16 protein-coding genes are annotated in these 20,213 nt (G+C 41.2%); 11 read left to right on the top strand and 5 right to left on the bottom strand.

What is annotated here, in order from left to right:
• The first annotated feature begins 72 nt into the window (after window positions 1-72).
• Window positions 73-288 (top strand): acetyltransferase, encoded by a 216-nt coding sequence (locus V7K31_RS17065; RefSeq protein ID WP_335095541.1) that lies wholly within the window; start codon window positions 73-75, stop codon window positions 286-288.
• Between the two features lie 262 nt (window positions 289-550).
• Here V7K31_RS17065 and V7K31_RS17060 read toward each other — a convergent pair whose 3' ends face one another.
• From V7K31_RS17060 to V7K31_RS17040, 5 genes are all read right to left on the bottom strand, one after another.
• On the bottom strand, window positions 551-1,021 hold the full coding sequence (locus tag V7K31_RS17060; protein WP_335095539.1) for an ABA4-like family protein: 471 nt from the start codon (window positions 1,019-1,021) through the stop codon (window positions 551-553).
• 183 nt (window positions 1,022-1,204) lie between these two features.
• Window positions 1,205-2,245: a cobalamin biosynthesis protein CobW gene (cobW, locus tag V7K31_RS17055; protein ID WP_335095538.1), complete on the bottom strand. Its 1,041-nt coding sequence runs from the start codon at window positions 2,243-2,245 to the stop codon at window positions 1,205-1,207.
• A 456-nt stretch (window positions 2,246-2,701) separates the two neighbouring features.
• Window positions 2,702-2,995, bottom strand: coding sequence for a helix-turn-helix domain-containing protein (locus tag V7K31_RS17050; protein ID WP_335095537.1), 294 nt, complete (start codon window positions 2,993-2,995; stop codon window positions 2,702-2,704).
• A complete protein-coding gene (locus V7K31_RS17045) occupies window positions 2,992-3,342 on the bottom strand; it encodes a type II toxin-antitoxin system RelE/ParE family toxin (protein ID WP_335095535.1) in 351 nt (116 codons plus the stop codon). The genes V7K31_RS17050 and V7K31_RS17045 overlap by 4 nt, the downstream gene beginning before the upstream one ends.
• A gap of 465 nt (window positions 3,343-3,807) precedes the next feature.
• Window positions 3,808-4,524, bottom strand: a complete 717-nt coding sequence (locus V7K31_RS17040) for a biliverdin-producing heme oxygenase (RefSeq protein ID WP_334832219.1) — start codon at window positions 4,522-4,524, stop codon at window positions 3,808-3,810.
• A 570-nt stretch (window positions 4,525-5,094) separates the two neighbouring features.
• On the opposite strand from V7K31_RS17040, the gene glmM reads away from it, so the two are divergent.
• The 10 genes from glmM to V7K31_RS16990 all read left to right on the top strand — a co-directional run bounded on the left by glmM (window position 5,095) and on the right by V7K31_RS16990 (window position 20,046).
• Window positions 5,095-6,567 (top strand): phosphoglucosamine mutase, encoded by a 1,473-nt coding sequence (glmM, locus tag V7K31_RS17035; RefSeq protein ID WP_335095534.1) that lies wholly within the window; start codon window positions 5,095-5,097, stop codon window positions 6,565-6,567.
• Window positions 6,568-7,150: 583 nt separating this feature from the next.
• On the top strand, window positions 7,151-8,809 hold the full coding sequence (hpsL, locus tag V7K31_RS17030) for a hormogonium polysaccharide biosynthesis protein HpsL (RefSeq protein WP_335095595.1): 1,659 nt from the start codon (window positions 7,151-7,153) through the stop codon (window positions 8,807-8,809).
• 11 nt (window positions 8,810-8,820) lie between these two features.
• Window positions 8,821-9,981 (top strand): glycosyltransferase family 4 protein, encoded by a 1,161-nt coding sequence (locus V7K31_RS17025; RefSeq protein WP_335095533.1) that lies wholly within the window; start codon window positions 8,821-8,823, stop codon window positions 9,979-9,981.
• Between the two features lie 193 nt (window positions 9,982-10,174).
• Window positions 10,175-11,290, top strand: a complete 1,116-nt coding sequence (locus V7K31_RS17020) for an acyltransferase family protein (protein WP_335095532.1) — start codon at window positions 10,175-10,177, stop codon at window positions 11,288-11,290.
• A gap of 64 nt (window positions 11,291-11,354) precedes the next feature.
• On the top strand, window positions 11,355-12,335 hold the full coding sequence (gene hpsN, locus V7K31_RS17015) for a hormogonium polysaccharide biosynthesis glycosyltransferase HpsN (protein ID WP_335095530.1): 981 nt from the start codon (window positions 11,355-11,357) through the stop codon (window positions 12,333-12,335).
• Between the two features lie 199 nt (window positions 12,336-12,534).
• Window positions 12,535-13,710 carry a hormogonium polysaccharide biosynthesis glycosyltransferase HpsO gene (gene hpsO / locus V7K31_RS17010; RefSeq protein WP_335095529.1) on the top strand — a complete coding sequence of 392 codons (1,176 nt, stop codon included), beginning with the start codon at window positions 12,535-12,537 and terminating at the stop codon, window positions 13,708-13,710.
• A 77-nt stretch (window positions 13,711-13,787) separates the two neighbouring features.
• On the top strand, window positions 13,788-14,966 hold the full coding sequence (hpsP, locus tag V7K31_RS17005; RefSeq protein WP_335095594.1) for a hormogonium polysaccharide biosynthesis glycosyltransferase HpsP: 1,179 nt from the start codon (window positions 13,788-13,790) through the stop codon (window positions 14,964-14,966).
• 310 nt (window positions 14,967-15,276) lie between these two features.
• Window positions 15,277-18,630: an efflux RND transporter permease subunit gene (locus tag V7K31_RS17000; protein ID WP_335095527.1), complete on the top strand. Its 3,354-nt coding sequence runs from the start codon at window positions 15,277-15,279 to the stop codon at window positions 18,628-18,630.
• Between the two features lie 555 nt (window positions 18,631-19,185).
• On the top strand, window positions 19,186-19,557 hold the full coding sequence (locus V7K31_RS16995) for a hypothetical protein (RefSeq protein WP_335095526.1): 372 nt from the start codon (window positions 19,186-19,188) through the stop codon (window positions 19,555-19,557).
• A 204-nt stretch (window positions 19,558-19,761) separates the two neighbouring features.
• Window positions 19,762-20,046: a hypothetical protein gene (locus tag V7K31_RS16990; RefSeq protein WP_335095525.1), complete on the top strand. Its 285-nt coding sequence runs from the start codon at window positions 19,762-19,764 to the stop codon at window positions 20,044-20,046.
• Window positions 20,047-20,213: the final 167 nt, after the last annotated feature.

Genomic DNA, 20,213 nt, shown 5'->3' with positions numbered 1-20,213 from the left:
CGGTTGAGATGGGAGTGAGTTGATATTGAGACTCACTCTGGACTTTCATGCAAACTTATTGAGGCAATTTCTATGCTTTTACAAGTCAAAGATAGTGGAGAATTGGTAAAGGTTGTTGAGATTCAGGAATTACTTGATCCGAATAGTGATGTTGTTCACGCAAAAGACCAAGAAGGTCAAGAAGAACAGCAACCTGAGACTTTTAAAAAAGAAAATCTCGTTTTTCCTTCAGGTGAAGTTCTACCACGTTGTTGGTTAGATGCCGACTATAGACACGACAAGGGTTAATAATTTTAAAATTAGGTAATTCGTAATAGTGTCAACTTAACGTTAAAAGGGCGGTTAGAAACCGCGTCTACACAAACAAAACCCACCTCCGTGGGTTTCAGACAAGGCGCAAAATCCCCTTGTTTCCCTTAGTCCGCGCAGGCGGACTTCGTTTGTGTAGCCGCGTTCGCTTCAGCGTGCCGGAGGCTCTATTTCATTCGCTGGAGCTTAAGTTGACACTGGGTTTTTTCAAAAATCAAATACGAGTCCTATATATACCAGATCATGACGCAGCTTTTTCTCCTACTGTCGCCGTTTCATCCTGCTGAAACTTCGGAAAAAATGTCTTAGCAATCCAGTCAGTCAAGATGTGAGACAGTAATCCCAAAGGACCAGCAAATAAAGATAAAGCCAGAGAGTGAATTGTCCAAATACCCGTTTTCTGTCCTTCCCAATAAATCCAGCGACCGACGAATAAATCCATCACTAAGAAATGAATCCAACCGGTTGCAGCAGCTGTTTCATCTGCAAAAAACCGCGCGATATCAGCTAATTGGGGATTCGATAAAGCTTTGGCATTTTCTGGCGTAATGCTGTTGATAAACAAATATAAATACGCCCCAGCTAATAGCACAAAAGGTAGATATGATGACATTATCTGCCGTGTGACTTTCCAATTGGGCAATAAAATCATCAATGTCCAAAAGGGCAAAACGAAAAGATTGGCAACGTTAAATAGTTGAGAAATTGTCATATTTTTAGAAAGTGAAGAGTGAGGAGTGATAAGTTATGAATTAAAACGGAGAAGTTAGCAATTAAGAGTAAGAAATTAGGAATTTTAAGTTATTAGTATTGTTTTTTAGTTTTCCAATTAAGTAGTTATTCCTAACTCCTGTACAGACGCGATTAATCGCGTCTCTAACTCCTAACTTCTAACTTATAAAGCTACAAGTTGTGATTCGATTTCTGAAGACTTCAAATCACGACCGATGAAAACTAAACGTGTTTGTCTGGCCTCTTCTGGTTTCCAGGGGCGATCGTAAAATTTATCAAATCGGGTTCCTACGCCCTGCATCACTAAGCGCATCGATTTATTTGGCACTGCCACAAAGCCTTTAATCCGGTAAATTTCTTGTTGTTGTGCCAATGTTTGCAACTTCTGTTGCAGCTTTTCTGGATCAAAGGCACGATCCAAAATTAAATTAGCTGAGGTAATTTCTTCGTCGTGATTGTGGTCTTCTTCAGTATCGTGATGACTAGGACGAGAATCTAAGTTATCTTCGACTGCGGCTTGGAATCCTAATAATATAGAAGCATCAAGTTGAGAACGATCGCTCTCGACAATCTTCACCACTCTGGGCAACTCTTGCTTAATTAATTCCTCAACTCTGGCTTTTGTCTCGGCATCTACCAAGTCAATTTTATTCAACACCACCAAGTCTGCACAAGCAAGTTGATCTTCAAACAGTTCTTGTAAAGGTGTTTCGTGTTCTAGACTATCATCTGCTTGTCGTTGGGCTGCGATCGCTTCTGGATCACTAGCAAATGTCCCCGCCGCTACCGCCGCACAATCTACCACAGTAATCACTGCATCCACAGTGGCCGCATTCCGAATTTCCTGCCAGCGAAAAGCCTTTATTAACGGTTTTGGTAAGGCTAAACCAGAGGTTTCAATCAAAATGCAGTCGATGCTATCTCGCCGCTTGATTAACTCTTGCATCATCGGGTAAAATTCTTCCTGCACGGTGCAGCATAAGCAGCCGTTTGTTAATTCAAAGATATTAGTGTCGCCCTCACCATCTTCCGGGCAAACTTGACAGGATTTTAACAATTCGCCATCAATACCGAGTTCGCCAAATTCATTGACTAAAACGGCAATGCGGCGTCCTTGGTTGTTTTGTAGCAGGTGGCGAATTAGGCTGGTTTTTCCACTACCTAAGAAGCCTGTGATCACTGTGACAGGAATTTTCGTAGCCATATTTTTGCCTGATTTCCTCAGTATGGAAAGTTTCACTGGTTACAAACTTAAATACTGAGATTAAGCTTGGTTTGAAGATTGACTTAGTTATTTTACAGCTATTTTCAGGTAAATAGACTCGCGGCGTAGGGCCACAGCAATAGGCTATTTGTTACAGCAATTTTAATACGGTACAACAGGGGTTTGAAGCCCTTAAATTTCAGGGACTTCAATTGATACAGTTTAAAACCTGCCGATCACTTGGGTTGAAAGCGGCTTAATAAGTCCTTAGCGTGACTTTCAGAATCACTGTTCATCTCGCCCCGTGATCCACAGCCTACAATGTTTTTGACCCCAATTAGTCAGAATTTGCTTGACCGAGGTTAGTGAAGGGCGACTGTGGAGAAGAGAGGACGGGCAAAATTTAACCCATCTCTGATGAGATGGGTTAGGAAGATAGGTGATGCTGAATTATGCCTACATTGCATCCACCAATTCCAAACGTATCCGTTTACCAACCACTCTGGCAGCACGAGCAATGGTGTCTAAGGATACAGATGAGTTATTGGGGTCTAACAGCCGATCAAGAGACGATCTGCTAGTTTTCATCTCTTTTGCCATTGCTGCCTTATTCAACTTTTTTTCTTCCATTGCTTTGCTAATCTGCCATGCCATAACACGTTTAGCAGCAATCAGGTTAATTTCTTCAAGTGTCCCTTCTTCTTCAAGAAGGTCATCAAGAGACGAACCAACATATGGATTTTTGTTCATCTTTGCGCCTCCACTTTTTGCTTGCGTTCTAAGGCTAACTCCAATTCTTTTTGTGGAGTTTTCTGAGTTTTTTTGATAAACCCATTGAGAAGAATCATTTTTTCGTCATAAATGCAAAACAACACACGAGGTTTTCGACCTTGAGGTAAATTTGTACGTACCTCAAATAGCCCTTTACCCATTGGACGGCAAGTTGGCATCCCAATTGGCCATCCAATCTCTACTGTTTTAATATCGGCACCAATTAATTTTCGATCTTCTTTGTCTAAGTCCTTTAACCAATCACGAACAGGTTCTGTACTATTTTCGTTTTGATAGAACTGTGCAGGAATTCGTTTTTCTTCCATTTATATCAAATTTCTCTAAAAATACATAAACCTGCAAAAGCACATATTGTAGCTTTACAGAGCTATGTTTAATTAGATAAATTTGACATCACATTACTCTTGTACCTTTTTTGGTACTAATAGTCAATAGTAGACATAAGTTACTTTTCACCCATTTACTCTAAGGGCGATCGCCCCAATCCCACAATCCCTAACACCCAATGCGGTCAAGCCAGGGTCAATGGAGTCAGCAGTGGGGAAGTAGGAGCCTTAAAATAATTGAGGGGCAATCTCCCCATGCTTGCTTTCACAAATCAAAAGCAGTCCCAAGGATATTGCCCCTAAATATTTTCTTTTGAGCGTTTTTAGCGTAGGCTAGCAAGAACCGTAGGCATCACTCTTTCCCCAGAAACACATATGAATTATCCTTCATCAGGCTGTCTGGACTTATGACTCCACACACTAAACTCCGCAATCTCAACACAGTTACTCAGCAGTGGCGAGTTCAGTACTACCGCGTGTACGACGCCGTGTGAGGCTGTTGAAAAGCATTACACCGATCGCCTTAATTAAATTGCCTTCCAATTCCTGGAACATCTTCATGTTCGTACCAAAGGCGGCGTTAGCCTCATCAACTATGCGATCGGTTGTAGCATCGTCAAGGGGTAATTCATCCAAAGTTTGACGATATTTCGCTTTGAATGCCTTCTCATCAGGAATCTCTGGAAACTCATAAAAAGCTGTTCCTTGCCCATCAGACAAATTCATTGCTGTAACAGCAATATTTTTGAGAATTTGTCCCCCGGATAAGTCACCCAGGTAACGGGTGTAAGAATGGGCGATTAACAGTTCTGGTTCTGTTTCAGATATTTCTCGGATGCGCTTTACATAAGCTTCACCTGCGGGAGATAGTTTGATTTGCTCTCTCCAGTTGACACCAAAGTAATAACCCAAGTCTTGTTCTAGGGTATACTTGCGGTTTAACTGGGGAAAGTTAATTTTAGAAACTATTGGGTGCTGGCGATGCTTTTCCATTTCCTCTTCCATCGCCGAGTAGACGAAGTAGAAGTTAGCAACTAATTTGCGGTAAGAGTTTTTTTCGACTACTCCTCTTAAAAAGCATTTGACAAAACCTACATTCTCTGCCATTGTGTGGGCTTTTTTAGTGCCTACACGTAATTTGGTTGCTAAATTGCTGCTCATGCTAAATTTCTCAACTTTAAAAAGTCAACTGCCGAAGTTTTGATTCACTAACGGCTAAAAAAGCCATTAAAACGTTACCTTAAAACTATTTGATGAGAATTTATATTAAAATTTTTTAAGCTGCAATATTTTTGTAGTTTTTTACACAGCGAAATGGCTAAGAAATAGAACTTTACATTTTGGGGTTTCGGTTTTTTGTTGTTATTAGCTGAATTTTACTTTCATTCTCAGCTTTCTTGAAAAACACTTGTGATCAAACCAGGGTAATATTTATTACATTTTATTCTTTGTTAGTAGCATTGCAAAGTGTGAACTAATACAGATAAAAATTAAGACTAAAGTTGAGGGCATTATTATAAAAAATAATTAGCTAAGATGTGGAGACTTTACTGATCGTGTAAAAACCAACACTTACTTCATGGAAAACTTACAATTCAAGAGGCAGTAATTAAGTATTATTACGTAAAACTAGCCTAATCTAGAATGAATTTATAAAGAGAAAAAGCATGTCAAAATTGCTAAAGTCTTAAGTGCTATTTTTCAGTGTGATTGTGTGGAGTATTTAAAGATATGGTTTCATCTATAACTCGGACATCGGACATTCCTGGAGGTTCTGCTTCCGAAGTTGAGGGATTGGGCAAAGGGATTGAAAGCAGTTTTGCACTGAATTTAATCCCGCTACCAGCAAATCCCTTATTTGGCACAGATGGAATTCGCGGACGAGTGGGAGAATTACTAAGTGCGCCCCTAGCATTACAAGTTGGTTTTTGGACGGGTATTGTTTTACGTAACCATGCTACTCAAGTAGGTCCAGTCATTCTCGGACAGGACTCTAGAAACTCCAGCGATATGTTGGCAATGGCATTGAGTGCAGGGTTAATAGCAGCAGGGTTAGAGGTCTGGTATTTAGGATTATGTCCCACACCTGGCGTAGCCTATCTCACCAGCATCAGTGAAGCCATCGGCGGAGTGATGATTTCTGCCAGCCATAATCCCCCAGAGGATAATGGTATTAAGATTTTTGATGCCGATGGTGGGAAGTTACCGCAAATATTGCAGGCAGAAATAGAAGCCGGACTGCGTGGCAAGATATCACCTATTACTAGAGTCAGTAATTGCGGACGGCATTACTCACGTTTGGAGTTAGTGGGGGATTATAGCTCGGCGTTAAAAAAACCCTTGAACAGTGCCCTAAATCTTCAGGGAATGAAGATTGTTTTAGACTTGGCGTGGGGAGCAGCAGTCGGGTTAGCACCATCAGTATTTACAGAAATGGGGGCAGAGGTAATCTGCTTGCATAACGAACCAGATGGCGATCGCATTAATGTTAATTGCGGTTCCACACACCTAGATATTCTTGCAGCAACAGTACAAGAACACAACGCCGACATTGGCTTTGCCTTTGATGGCGATGCCGATCGCGTCTTAGCAGTAGACAATACAGGAAGGCAAGTTAACGGCGATTACATTCTCTATCTCTGGGGACGCCACTTACAACAAAAGCAACAACTGCCAGACAACCTGATTGTATCTACTGTCATGGCCAACTTAGGCTTTGAGAAAGCTTGGCAGCAACAGGGTGGTAACTTAATTCGCACCGCAGTCGGCGACCAATACGTGCAAGCCGAAATGTTCCGGACTGGGGCAATGCTAGGCGGTGAACAATCAGGTCATATTCTTTGCCGTCATTATGCTGTGACTGGAGATGGCTTGTTAACAGCATTACATATAGCAGCTTTGGTGAAAGAGGCGGGTGTTTCCCTAGCAGAATTAGTAGATCAAAGCTTCCAGACCTATCCGCAATTGTTGCAGAACGTGCGAGTCATCGATCGCGATCGCCGTTTAGGATGGCAAGATTGCCAACCTCTACAACAAGCGATCACTCTTGCTGAAGCTGCAATGGGTGATTCCGGCAGAATTTTGGTTCGTGCCTCTGGCACAGAACCAGTGATCAGGGTTATGGTGGAAGCTGCCAATGCCGAACTCGCCAACCACTGGACAAATGAATTAGTTTCCCAAGTCCAGCAACATCTGATGGACTAAATTAGCTATTATCTCAGCTTTTAACAAGCACCAATTTTTCCTCATAACTTCTACAGATAACCAAGGCTGGTTATTTGTAGAAGCAGTGATATCATGTCCGCCAGATTACCCATAATAAAAGAACCCCACCCCCAACCCCCTCATCGCTAGCGATGAGGGGGCTATGATCTACCTCATTTGATTAGGAAAAGCTATAAGTGGGTCAAATTAAATATAAAACCTCACCCTGCCTCCGGCTTCCCTCTCCTTAGTAAGGAGAGGGATTGAGGGTGAGGTTTTGCCTCCGGCTTCCCTCTCCTTACTAAGGAGAGGGATTAAGGGTGAGGTTTGATCTTATATTTAATTACGCCTACCTAGTTATGACATTTGTATTTGCATTGTTAGATCATATCTGGCTAATTTATATTTTGGAAACAGGAGAGAATCTTTTTGATAATTCAAAAAGATTAAGATTTAGCATTTTTAATCGCAAATTATTAAATCAATCAGTTAGAGATGAATTCGGATTGTACGAGTTACAGCAATCCAAAGAAATTTGTCAACTATAATAGATTCTCTGATGCTGATAGGCTACAGCACCACTATGCCAAAATTCAAGTCAAAATCTCAGCAATCTAAAAACTCGAAAAAACAGGCTAAAAAAGAAACTTCTACCCCTAGCCTCAAAGAACAGTTAGCCCAAAAGCGCAAAGCAGCCCAAGCACGTAAAGAACTCACTAGCTTACTCACCACCGCCACCTTTGGTGGTGTCTTCATTGGCATTCTGCTTTTTTTCGTAGCTGGAATTAAAGCAGCAATTCCTGGTGTCTTAGGGATAATCATCATGTCCCTTTCCTACAAATACCCGCGCCAAGCGCTATATGCCTTCATCATTTATGTACCTCTTGGGGGTACTATTACTTACTACTTGGGCAATAGTCCCATACTCCAATTAGCTAAAGATGCTTTTTACATCCCAGCCCTAATTGGACTTTGGCAGACTTGCCGGAAACAGGGGCTACCCCTAATTATTCCCCAAGGCATTAAAATTCCACTTTATATTGTTTTGGGTTGCAGTCTGCTAACACTGTTGTTTATCAATGGTGGACAGCAGTTTAACCCGCCTAGTGTGGGGCTATTGGAAAAAGCAGAGAAAGAAATACCATTAGGCATGGGAATTCTAGGACTGAAAGTATTGTTAGGCTATGTCCCCCTGATTGGTTGTGCTTACTATTTAATTCGGGATAAGCGGGATTTTCTATTTTTATCACGTCTCCAGATTGTTCTCATACTAATTTGCTGTGTGCTGGGATTTCTTCAATACCTGTTACTACTAACTGGTGTATGTCAAGGTACTAGAGGTCTTGAAGGTGATGCCTTATTTAGAGCAACACTCGATGCCAGGTGTTATATTGGTGGAGCGCTAGTATATAGTCCCGATGAAGGGGTTATTCGTCTACCAGGGACATTTGTAGCTCCTTGGCAGTGGGCATGGTTCTTAATTGCCAGCACCTTTTTTACCTTTGCCACCGGCTTCACCGATCCCTCCGCAATATGGCGGCTGGTAGGTTTAGGTTCTTTAGTGACAGTCTTTCTTAATGCTGTAATCTCTGGACAGAGAATCGCCTTAGCTTTAGTACCAATCTGCTTCGGGATTTTGCTATTAATCACTGGACAAATTGCCAACCTGAAACGATTTATCCCCATAGGAGTGGGGCTTGCCTTGATTTTGGGAATTGCGATGGTGACTAACCCAGCTCTGGTGCAAGAGAGAACCGAGAGTTTTACCGGTCGCTGGGACGCTTCACCACCTCAAGATTTTATCATCCAGCAATTTGAAGAGAATTGGAAAAACGTAGACGGCCCATTGGGAAGTGGCTTAGGTCGAGCAACCAACTCTGCCCGTGCATTGGGTCAAACTAAGCTTGTGGAAACCTACTACCCCAAAGTACTTTATGAAGTTGGAATTATTGGAGTACTAGCGTTTCTGGGTCTGGTAACAAGTTTAACAATTATTGGCTTTAAAACCTATCGCTCGATAAAGAACCGTAATTTCCGCAGTTACGGAGCAGCTTTGTGGGTGTTTATATTATTTATTAGCTACAACACTTACTACTATCCTCTAGATGTTGATCCAGTTGCTGTCTATTACTGGTTTTATGCGGGAGTTCTTTTTAAATTGCCAGAACTAGATAAACAAGAGAGAAAAGATACTGAATCTCAACCACAAATTCCAAATAAACGATTCAAAACAAAATTTTAATTAGGATAAAAATGGTGAAAGTTATTATAGGTGGTCAACAACATCTCAGCGTTCCTAATCTTCCTCGTAATTCTCAACATACTCTCATTCGTTCTAAAACTTTTCTCGCAGGCAAATATCCTATAGATAAAGTTTGGTATCCTTTAGGAAGCTTTATGCCTTGGCGACCTGTATGGGGCGGATACCAGGTAATTCATACTTTTAATAGAATTATCTATACTAATAAACCTTGGTTTGTAACTTTTGAAGATCATCGATTTTTGTATAGAGATCCCCAAACCAAACTAGAAGAATTCACTTATAAATTTCTCAATAATCGTTTAGCATTAGAAAACTGCAAAAAAATTATTGCCATATCTGATTATGCTAGATTTCGATTAATGAACTGGGTAAAAGAATGGGATGGAGCATCAAAAATAATCGATAAAGTAGATGTTATACATCCAAATTTTCCTGTCAGGCTTAACCAGCATAAGTCTTATCAAAGTCAGCAAAATCTTCAACTTATTTTTATCGGCAACCACATTGCCAGAAAAGGCGGAGTTGTGGCTTTAAGACTAGCCAAGAAAGCAGCAAATTTAGGTTTGCCGATTACTATACATATAGTATCTGAACTATGGTGTGGTTTGGGCGTACCTACTGATTTTCCTGATCGTAATAGATATGCAGAAGATTTCAAGTTACTCGATTTAGATAATGTCGTTTGGCATAACACAATTCCGAATACAAAAGTTATCGAATTACTATCACAAAGTCATTTTCAACTGATGCCATCATTGATGGATACCTATGGTTATAGCATTATTGAAGGTTTTTCTGTTGCGACTCCGGCAATTACAACCAATGTATGTGCTTTGCCAGAAATTGTTCGTCATGGTGAAAATGGATATGTTTTAGAATTACCACTGGATAAACTCAGACATTGGGGTAATTGGCTAAATGGTGAACAAACTAAAACTGAAAAATATTGGGAAATTGTCAATCATACCTACGATGATTTAGCAGAGCAGGCATTACAACAAATACAAGAATTTTTAGATAGAAGTGATAAACAGGAACATTACGAGTCTCTCAGTGCTGGAGCTTTAGCACAAGCGATTAATGTCCACGACGCTGAAAAACAAAATAAGTTATTTGATAATCTCTACGCAGCAGAAGCAAGGTTATACTGACGGGACATAGTGAAAATACTTCAGTACGCTGTCGGTGGACAGAAGCTTGCTCGTGTATTAAGCTTAACCAAGGGTTGCTAAATTCTCTTAGTGGCTAAGTCTGGTATCTTTCTAGCTATCAAGCGAATAATCAGCCCCTAAAGGTCGAATTACTGGATATCAAGCTGAATATAAACTCTGAGATATCAGATATATGAATACTCACAGTCAAACACGCAAAACTAGATTTAATTGGATTGATCAGACAAAAGGATTAGCAATTTTAGCAATTGTCATATTTCACTTTTTTCAAAATTATCCCGACCGATCGCAACTAATTTCAATTTTAGATAAGAATGGAGCAAAGCTCGGATATGCTGCTGTAGATATATTCTTTTTAATGGCTGGTTTCAACACAAGTTATGCTCTCATATCTAAATTACAAAAAAAACAGATAGAGCAGGTTGAAATTAACTGGAAATCATGGCTGATAAAACGTTTGTATAGAATTTATCCTGCTTATATACTAGCTGTGGGATTAAGTTGCTTACTTTACTTTTTTGCTAATCTTAAGATTAATTTAAATCTAAACTTTCTCTTATCATTTATAGGTATAGCCGGGATAAGGTTCCAATCAATAAACCCTGGTTTTTGGTTTTTTACAGTAATTTTAGAGGCTTATTTACTTACACCAGTGATATTTTTATTTTGTAAAAATAAGCCGATAAAAATATTAGTTTTAGGACTTATAGGAGCAATAATAACGAAGCTTTTAGCTTTTTATTTTTTAATAGGTAATGATCCGAATAATTATTTATTTTTCTTACAAGATAATTTTATAGGAAGTTATTTATTTCAGTTTTCGCTGGGAATTTATTGGGGATTTATCTATGCAGAGCATCAAAGTTTTAGAAAAATAGATTTTATGGTTGCAAATATTCTTTTTAGTGTGGGATTTATTATTTTTATTTTCTTAACTATTTTTAAAATAAAATATATATATATGTTAGGTATAGACATACTGTTTACTCCTTTATTTTTTTTGAGTATTCAAGCATTATTATCCAGTCTCGATAAAATAGCTAAAATTGGACGGGCACTAAGCTTTCTTAGTATATTAGGAATTTATTCTTATCAAATTTATCTAATTCATCAACCTTTGTATTTTGTTTTATTACCTAAATTAAATTATCTGATTCAGATAAATAACTATTTGAAGATCGGAGTTTCTTTAATGATAGTGAGTATTTTACTGACAATTTATGTATTCTCATTTATTAAAATAGAGCGATTCGTTATGCAAATGCTTGGAACAGTCATGAATAAGTAAAATTAGTGTTTGGCATGATTAACAAAAATTCAATTACCTTTAGATAATGTAGTATAAAAAAATTATGGCTAATTACCCTTTAATTTCTGTAGTTATACCAACCTATGGGCGAGAGGAACCGCTACGGGATAGCATTGTGGATATCCTAAAACAGGACTATCCAAATTTTGAAGTTTTGGTGGTAGACCAAACCCTAAAACACCAACCAGAAATTAAAGCCTACCTGGAAGAGATGGCGGAGGCAGGTAAAATTAAATGGTTGCGCTTAGATTGGGCAAGTTTGCCAGGGGCGCGGAATTATGCTGTCCGGCGGTCATCTGGTGAAATAATATTATTTATTGATGATGATGTTCAGCTAACCCCAGGATTGTTAGCAGCCCATGCGAAAAATTATTTGCAAAACCCAGAGGTGGGGGCTGTGGCCGGACGGGTATTTGACAGAATGAAATTGGGTGATTCTGGAGGAGATTTAGAGATTGAATATCTGCCTCCCCAAGCTATGGACCCAGGAATTGCTTGGTATTATATTGATTTAGTGCATACGATTAAACCCCAGCAAGTACTGACAGCGAGGGGTTGTAATATGTCTTTTCGCCGCGAAATTTTTACTAAGTACGGACTGAGGTTTGATGAGAGGTTTGGCGGTAGTGCAGTGCGGGAAGAGTCAGACTTTTGTTTGCAACTGCGGCAGACGGGATATAAGATTTGGTACGACCCAGAAGCCCATTTGGTACATTTAGGCGAAGAAACAGGGGGTTGTCATGATATTAGTATGCGATCGCTAAAATATCAACTCACCTTCTACCACAACCATTTTTTACTGGGGCTGAAAAACCTCACTCCGACTCAAGCTTTACGCCTATACGCCCGTTTATTTGACTGTCACGTACTGGGACGCCCACCTTGCCATAAAAGCGGTTCCCCTATCAAAGTTGCCACTCGCGGTATTTTCTACATTTTGGGTTTTTTCAAAGCCTTGGGTAGTGTCATTCAATCAATATGGGACGATGGTCAAATTTACAGTCGATTGGATGAACAAGTTTAGCTATTGGGCATTGGGCATGGGGCATTGGGCATGGGGCATTGGGCATGGGGCATTGGGAATTAGTGAATAACAATTAATAAATACCAATAGGACTCATATTTGATTTTTGAAAAAACTCAGTACAACTCAAAGAGGCTTCTTCCCTACTCCCCACTCCCAGCCTACGCAAATAATTTCATAAATCAAATCGGATTACTAAATGAAAATCTTAGTTGCTAGTCACACTTATATCGTAGACCTCAACTGTGAAAAATTACGCGCTTTATCTCAACTAGAACCCGACATTGAGGTGACAGTTGTAGTGCCAAAGCGCTGGAAACCAGGTGGAGTGCAAAACAGAATTATTGAAACTCAATACCGCGATGAAGGCAAATTTAAAATAGTTCCAGTTTCTAATTTTAGTCAAAATCATCAGGGACTCCTGACATTTGGCGCTGATTTGATATCTTTGTTAAAACAATTTCGTCCCCAAATCATCCAGGTAGAACAAGGGTCTAGAGCATTGGCTTATGCTCAAATGATTGTCTTAAATAAACTTTTAGGACTCAAGGCCAAAAATGTATTTTTTACTTGGTGGAATCTACCATACAGCCTGAAGCTACCAGTTTCTTTGTTAGAAAAATATAACCTCAACCACAGCCACGGTATTATTTCTGGGAATCAGGATGGAGCAGAAGTTTTGCGACAACGGGGATATCAAGGCTCAATTAAAGTTATGCCACAACTGGGCGTAGATGAAAGTCTATTTACTCCCAAAGCTCAACCAGAGTTAGCAGCTAAATTGGGCATTGAAAAAGGAGATTTCGTGGTAGGCTTTGTTGGGCGTTTTGTGCAAGAAAAGGGTTTATTAACACTTTTACAAGCCTTAATAACTTTGAAAAATAAACCTTGGAAATTACTCCTACTCGGACGGGGAGAATTACAAAGTGAATTAATTAAAATAGCGGCAGAAAACAATATTAAAGAACGGTTAATTTTGATAGAAAGTGTACCTCATGACGAGGTTCCAAACTATATCAATTTAATGAGTACTTTAGTCCTGGCTTCAGAAACAACTGACAAGTTTAAAACCTTAACTGCTCTTGGCTGGAAAGAACAATTTGGTCATGTGCTAATTGAGGCAATGGCTTGCCAAGTACCTGTAATTGGTTCTGATTCTGGTGAAATTCCCTATGTAATTGGTGATACTGGTTTAGTATTTCCTGAAGGTGATGCTCAAGCCCTTGCTAATTGCTTAGTTCAATTAATGGATAAACCCTCTTTTGCTCATACTCTCGGTGAAATGGGTTATCAAAAAGCAATGATTAAATATACAAATAAAGCTTTGGCTAAACAGCAATTAGAGTTTTATCAAGAATTGGTTAATAGTCATTAGTCATTGGTCATTGGTCATGAGTTATTCACAAAGGACAAATGACTAATGAAAAACCACAAAGGACAAAAGACAAAAAAATGAAAATATTACAAATTGTTCCCTCAATTTCTCTAATATATGGCGGTCCAAGTCAAATGGTACTAGGATTAGCTCCAGCGTTGGTAAAAGAGGGAGTAGAAGTGACAATTCTCACAACTGATAGTAATGGCGATAATGGTCAAACACCTCTGGATGTTCCTTTAAATCGACCAATTAAACAAGATGGCTATGAAATAATTTACTTTCGTTGTGCCCCATTTCGTCGCTACAAATTTTCCCTAGATTTATTAAACTGGCTAAAACGTCATGCTCACGAGTTTGACATAGCACATATTCATGCTCTATTCTCCCCAATAATTAGTGCTGCTGCTATTGTGTGTCGTCAGCAAAAGCTACCTTATATTTTCCGTCCTTTGGGTACTCTTGATCCGGCTGATTTACAGAAGAAAAAGCAATTAAAACAGCTTTATGTCGCAATTATAGAACGTCAAAATTTAGCTGGTGCGGCAGCAATTCATTTTACCAGTGTTCAAGAAGCCAAAATATCAGAACGATTTGGAGTATCTACGCCAGATTTGGTAATTCCTTTGGGTGTAATCCCCCGTCAATCCCCGATTAAAAATGTACGTAGTCAGTTGGAAATACCAAAGGATGTACCGTTAGTGCTGTTTATGTCACGAATTGACCCAAAAAAGGGGTTAAATTTGTTAATTCCGGCGCTAGAGAAGCTGTTAGCGATTGGTTATAAGTTTCATTTTGTCTTAGCTGGAACAAATCCCCAAGATCCAGATTACGAAAAAAAGATAATATCCCAAATTCAAAATTCACCACTGCGATCGCACACTACAATTACGGGCTTTGTCACTGGTGAATTAAAAGTTAGTTTACTACAAGCTGCTGATTTATTTGTCCTACCTTCCTACTATGAAAATTTTGGGATTGCTGTGGCGGAAGCGATGGTAGCAGGAACACCGGTGGTAATTTCTGACCAAGTGCATATTTGTCAACAGGTGCGTGATAGCGAGTCGGGTTGGGTAGGTGCAACAGATGTGCAAGCGCTGGTAGAGTTACTGCAAGAAGCTTTGCAAAACCCCGCAGAACGCCAACGACGGGGATTAAACGCCCAAAAATATGCTTTAGAAAATTTTAGCTGGGATGCGATCGCTAGGCAAACAATCCAAGCCTACCAGCAAATTCTGACGAAGAAATTAATTTAACCCAATGCAGACAATAGCAGTTTTTGCCAAAGAGGTGCAGCCAGTTCACAAAAGACCTAGAAGGCATCTCTATTCAGGCTTTCAGGTACTTTACCCTGAGTCTCGAAGACAACTGTCGCTTTCTTTTCCCCACGTTCCTATGCGCCCCACGATACACTGTATCTTAAAGTTGTTCTCTTTTCTAGGAGATATATAGATACAATCGTCGCTCAATGCCTTATATGCTCACCCTATCCAGGGATGGGGTGTTATGACGGCTTTAATAAAAAGCTACTGTCTCACTAACTAGTGTTGAACTTTTCCCTAATTTATGTTTGTCAATACCTTCATCAGACGTCCAGTCCTGACGACGGTCTGCACGTTTATTATTTTGCTGCTGGGAAGCATCTGTATTCCTATACTTCCCATTTCTCAGCTACCAGACCTCGCCCCCGTGCAAATCACCGTTAGCTCCAACAATACTGGTGCGGATGCTCAAACAACAGAAAGCACTGTCACCAATATTATTGAGCGACAAATTAATGGTGTTAAAGATGTATCTTATATATCTTCTAATACGGGTAATGATGGTTCCAGCAATATAACTGTTTCTTTCCCAACTGATATCAATAGCGATATTGCTCAAGTAAACGTTCAAAACAAAGAAGGACTTGCTTCACCTCAATTGCCAGATACTGTTCAACGAACAGGTGTCACCGTTGAAACGGCATCGAGCAGTCTTCTTCTCGTCTTTGGGTTTTACTCAGAAAATAATGAGTATGACAACATTTTTATCAGTAACTATGTTGATCTGTTTGTTCTCGATCAGATCAAACGGCTTCCTGGTGTAGGAAAAGCCACGATTTTTGGGGAGCGCAAATATGCCATGCGTCTTTGGCTTGATCCCAACAAGCTTGCCCAACATCAACTAACTCCTCAAGATGTGACAATTGCCCTGCAAGAACAAAATATTCAGGTGGGTGCAGGGGCGATTGGTAAGGAACCAGCACCAGATAATCAAAGCTTTGAATTTGCTTTACGGGCAAGCAGTCGTTTTAAAGATGCGGCTGAATTTGAAGACATGGTGCTGAAGGTGAGTCAAGGTGGGACTAATAGCAGCACTAATAGCAGCACTAATGGCACCACTAATAGTAACACTAATAGCAGCGTTAATAGCACCTTAGTTAAGGTCAGAGATATCGGTCGAGTTGAACTGGGAGCAGAGAGCTATCTTGCTGATGCTAAATTCACCCTACCAGGAAGTGATCCCAAGGCAGCCGTGGGTTTGGGGATATATCAACTTCCGGGTAGTAATGCCCTGGACGTTGCCCATGCTGTTGAAGACCAGATCGCAATATTAGCGAAGAGTTTTCCACCTGGACTAAAAGCCCAGTTGGCATTTGATACCACTCCATTTGTAGAAATTTCTTTAGAAGAAGTTCTACAAACTCTGGTTGAGGCGATTATCCTGGTGGTCTTGGTAATTTTTGTCTTTTTGCAAGACTGGCGTACCACGATCATTCCCACTGTAGCGATCCCCGTTTCCCTGGTTGGGACGTGTGCGGCTCTGTTGGTTTTAGGATTTCAGATTAATACACTAACCTTATTTGGTTTCGTGCTGGCGATCGGTCTTGTTGTGGATGATGCCATTATTGTGGTGGAGGCAGTTGCAGTCAAACTGGAGCAGGGCATGAAGCCCCTTGATGCAGCTATGGAAGCCATGAAAGAGTTGACTGGGGCAGTCATTGCCACTTCACTTGTACTGATGGCGGTATTCATTCCAGTGACATTCATTCCCGGCACTACTGGGATTGTCTATAAACAATTTGGTTTAACCGTTGCTTGCTCTATTGCCATTTCGACCTTCAATGCTTTAACTTTCTCTCCGAGTATGGCAGCCATCCTGATGCGCCCTGCTCAGACTCCACGGGGTCCTTTGGGGTGGTTTTTTACGCAGTTTAATCGGGGATTTAGCTGGTTTACGCGTCGCTATGTCGGGTTTGTTAGCTACCTTACCCATGTCAAGCCGATTGTAATTGGGGTTTTTATCTGTGGTTTAATAGCAACGGGTTTGATGTACAAAGCAGTGCCGACTGGATTTATTCCAGAGGAAGATCAGGGTTACTTCTTTGTAGTTGTCCAAGGACCTGACGGGGTTTCTTTGAAATACACCGAATCTGTAATGAATCGGGTTGTTAAAGAAGTAACATCGCTTCCCGAAGTTAGAGCTAGTTTTATGATTAGTGGCTTTGGTTTCGATGGCAATGCTTCTAATTTAGGCATTGCCTTTGCTAACCTGAAACCCTGGAAAGAGAGACTTACAGAATCTGAGTCTGTGTATGGAATACTTCAGAGGATGAACAAAAAGCTCTCTACAATTACAGATGCTAGAGCGATCGCTGTCAATGCTCCGCCAGTTAGAGGATTAAGTTCTACAGGTGGTTTTGAGTTTATCATTCAAGACCGAACCGGAAATGCGCCGATTCAAACCCTGGTTGATAATGCTCGAAAGTTCATTGCGGCGGCAAATAAAAACCCTGTTTTACAAGGAGTCTTCACTCAGTTCACCGCAGACACACCTCAGTTTGAAATCCAGGTAAATCGTAACCAAGCCAAATCTCTGAATGTCGAACTCAACGACATCTTTGGGGCGTTGCAAAGTTACCTGGGGTCGCAATATGTGAATGACTTTGTGCAGGGACAGCGACAGTATCGAGTATATGTCCAAGCAGATGGGGTTTTCCGCTCTAATCCAGATGATATTGGCAAGCTGTATGTTCGCTCTGGAAGTGGGGCGATGATTCCGTTGAGCAATTTGGTGAAGATTACTCCCTTTGTCGGGCCGAAAACCATTTCGCATTATAACTTGTACAGATCAATCAAAGTTCAGGGCGCTCCTGCTCCCGGTGCTAGTTCTGGACAGGCGATTCAAGCGATGGAGAAACTAGCTAAAGAGGTCTTACCTCAAGGATTTGGTTATGAATGGACAGGGACTTATCTCCAGGAGAAGACATCTGGGGGATCTACGGGGTTGATTTTTGCCTTCGCCTTCGTTATTGTCTTTCTGGTGCTGGCGGCTCAGTATGAAAGCTATGTTGACCCGATCATTATTTTGCTGACAGTTCCTCTAGCAGTTTTGGGAGCGATGACGGCGATTTGGCTACGTTCCAATATTTTTATGGCAGGTAGCCTCTTCCCGAAAGTGGTGGATGATATCTATTGCCAGGTAGGTTTGGTGACTTTGATTGGTCTAGCTGCAAAGAACGCGATTTTAGTTGTAGAATTTGCCAATCAGCTGCATGAGCAGGGCATGAGCTACACGCGGGCGGCGGTGAAAGCGGGGCAAGAACGTCTGCGACCGATCTTAATGACTTCCTTTGCAGCGCTGTTAGGATTTTTGCCCTTGGTAATCTCTCAAGGGGCTGGAGCCAGCAGCCGTTGGTCTTTAGGAACAGCGCTCTTTGGGGGGCTGATTCTTTCAACGTTCTTGAGTTTGTTCTTAGTGCCAATTTTGTACATCTTAGTCAAGACTCTGGCTGAGGCTATATTTTCTCGGAAGCGATCGGGTGGCTCAAAGCCTCCAAATTCTCCTGATGGAACTTTGGGATCTGAACATCGGGTTTTGCCTGCTGGCTCAACTCAGCCAGAGACACAACTTAGGTCGCAGGAGGATGGGATCACCTGATTTTTGCCGTTAAGTCTATATTTTGGCTCTGCCGCAAGTTAAAAGGCTCCGCCTCCTATCAAGTCAGGAGGCGGAGCCTTTTATATCATGTCCGCCAGATTATCATAAAAGAACCCCACCCCCAACCCCTCCCCGCTCTTCGAGAGGCAGGGTGGATTAATTGTCATCCTAGAAAAATTGAAACCCTTATTCTTCCGTTCATGAATCGAGTTACCCTGTTAGCAGACTGACGAGGTTACGGGGATTCCAAATTTTCTCTGTACACAATTAATCCACCCTGCTCCCCGCTCTTCGAGAGGGGAGAGAAAGCATAGCTTTGGCGGGGTGGGGGGTTCTTCGGGTTTAATAAGCAATCAAGCGAACATGATATAAGATGCAAAACTTCATCCTGTCTCACGATCCCTCTCCTTTATAAGGAGAGGGATTGAGGGTGAGGTAAGCCAAGGACATAAAGTTCTTTGCAAAATTCTTAGAACCCCGTTTCCATTCCTCTCCCTGGGTAACATCAAAGGCATCAGGAACCTAACCCCCCTAGCCCCCCTTCCCTACAAGGGAATGGGGGTTTCAAAGCCTATCGACCTTTTGGAGAGAGGAATGGAAGCGAGGTTTCTAGTTTACTTTGCGACTTTTCAAACATCCTCTAACAATAACCTTCCGAGGCTCGATGTTCACCTTCCGAGGCTCGATGTTCACCTTCCGAGGCTCGATGTTCACCTTCCGAGGCTCGATGTTCACCTTCTGAGGCTCAATGTTGACCTTTTGAGGCTCGATGTTGACCTTCTGAGGCTCGATGTTAACCTTCTGAGGCTCAATGTTGACCTTCTGAGGCTCGATATTGACCTTCTGAGGCTCGATGTTGACCTTTTGAGGCTCAATGTTGACCTTCTGAGGCTCGATGTTGACCTTTTGAGCATCTCACTTTCGTAGAAAGTCTGTAAAACCTCACCCCAACCCTCTCCTTACTAAGGAGAGGGAGCAGGAATCTTGTTTAGCCTATTAACAAGGGGGGATTAAGGGGGGTCGATTTAGGATAAATTTACAAAACTGAGATGCTCCCCTCCATGTGTTCCAACCCTTGAAATAAATCAGTTACCTGAATCGCCGCAAACTGATAAACCGGGAATCAAAGAATTGTTGACGCAGTTGCAAGAGGCAATTTCACAGTCGGCAGATTTGCCAGATGAAGAGAAAGCTGAGGCGTTAGAACAGGTGAAGACTTTGGCCGAAGCGGGTAAAAATCCCCAAGAATCGACTAAGCAAAAAACGGCAAAAACAGCTATCACTATGTTGAAAGGGATATTTACAGGCTTACCTGCGATCGCTTCCCTAGTTGAAGCAGGTAATAAATTATTGCCTGCGATTTCTTTTGACGGAGGTACGAACGCCAGTACCGCTAGGGCGAACTTGCTAGTCTAACCCTAGTCGTTGGATTTCCAGATAGAAGCGAATTAACAAGAAAGTAATGATTGCTTCATGCAAATCTGAGGCTGGAGGCATTTCTCACAGTACCCCATCCTCAAGTTCATAGCGCTTGTCAGTGCCATCATCGTAGGTGAGATATTCCTCAAAAGTATACAGACGTT

The organism is Nostoc sp. (assembly GCF_036917675.1).
Lineage (GTDB): Bacteria > Cyanobacteriota > Cyanobacteriia > Cyanobacteriales > Nostocaceae > Nostoc.
Note: the sequence above shows the minus strand (reverse complement) of the source record. Positions and strands in the feature narration are given on the sequence as shown.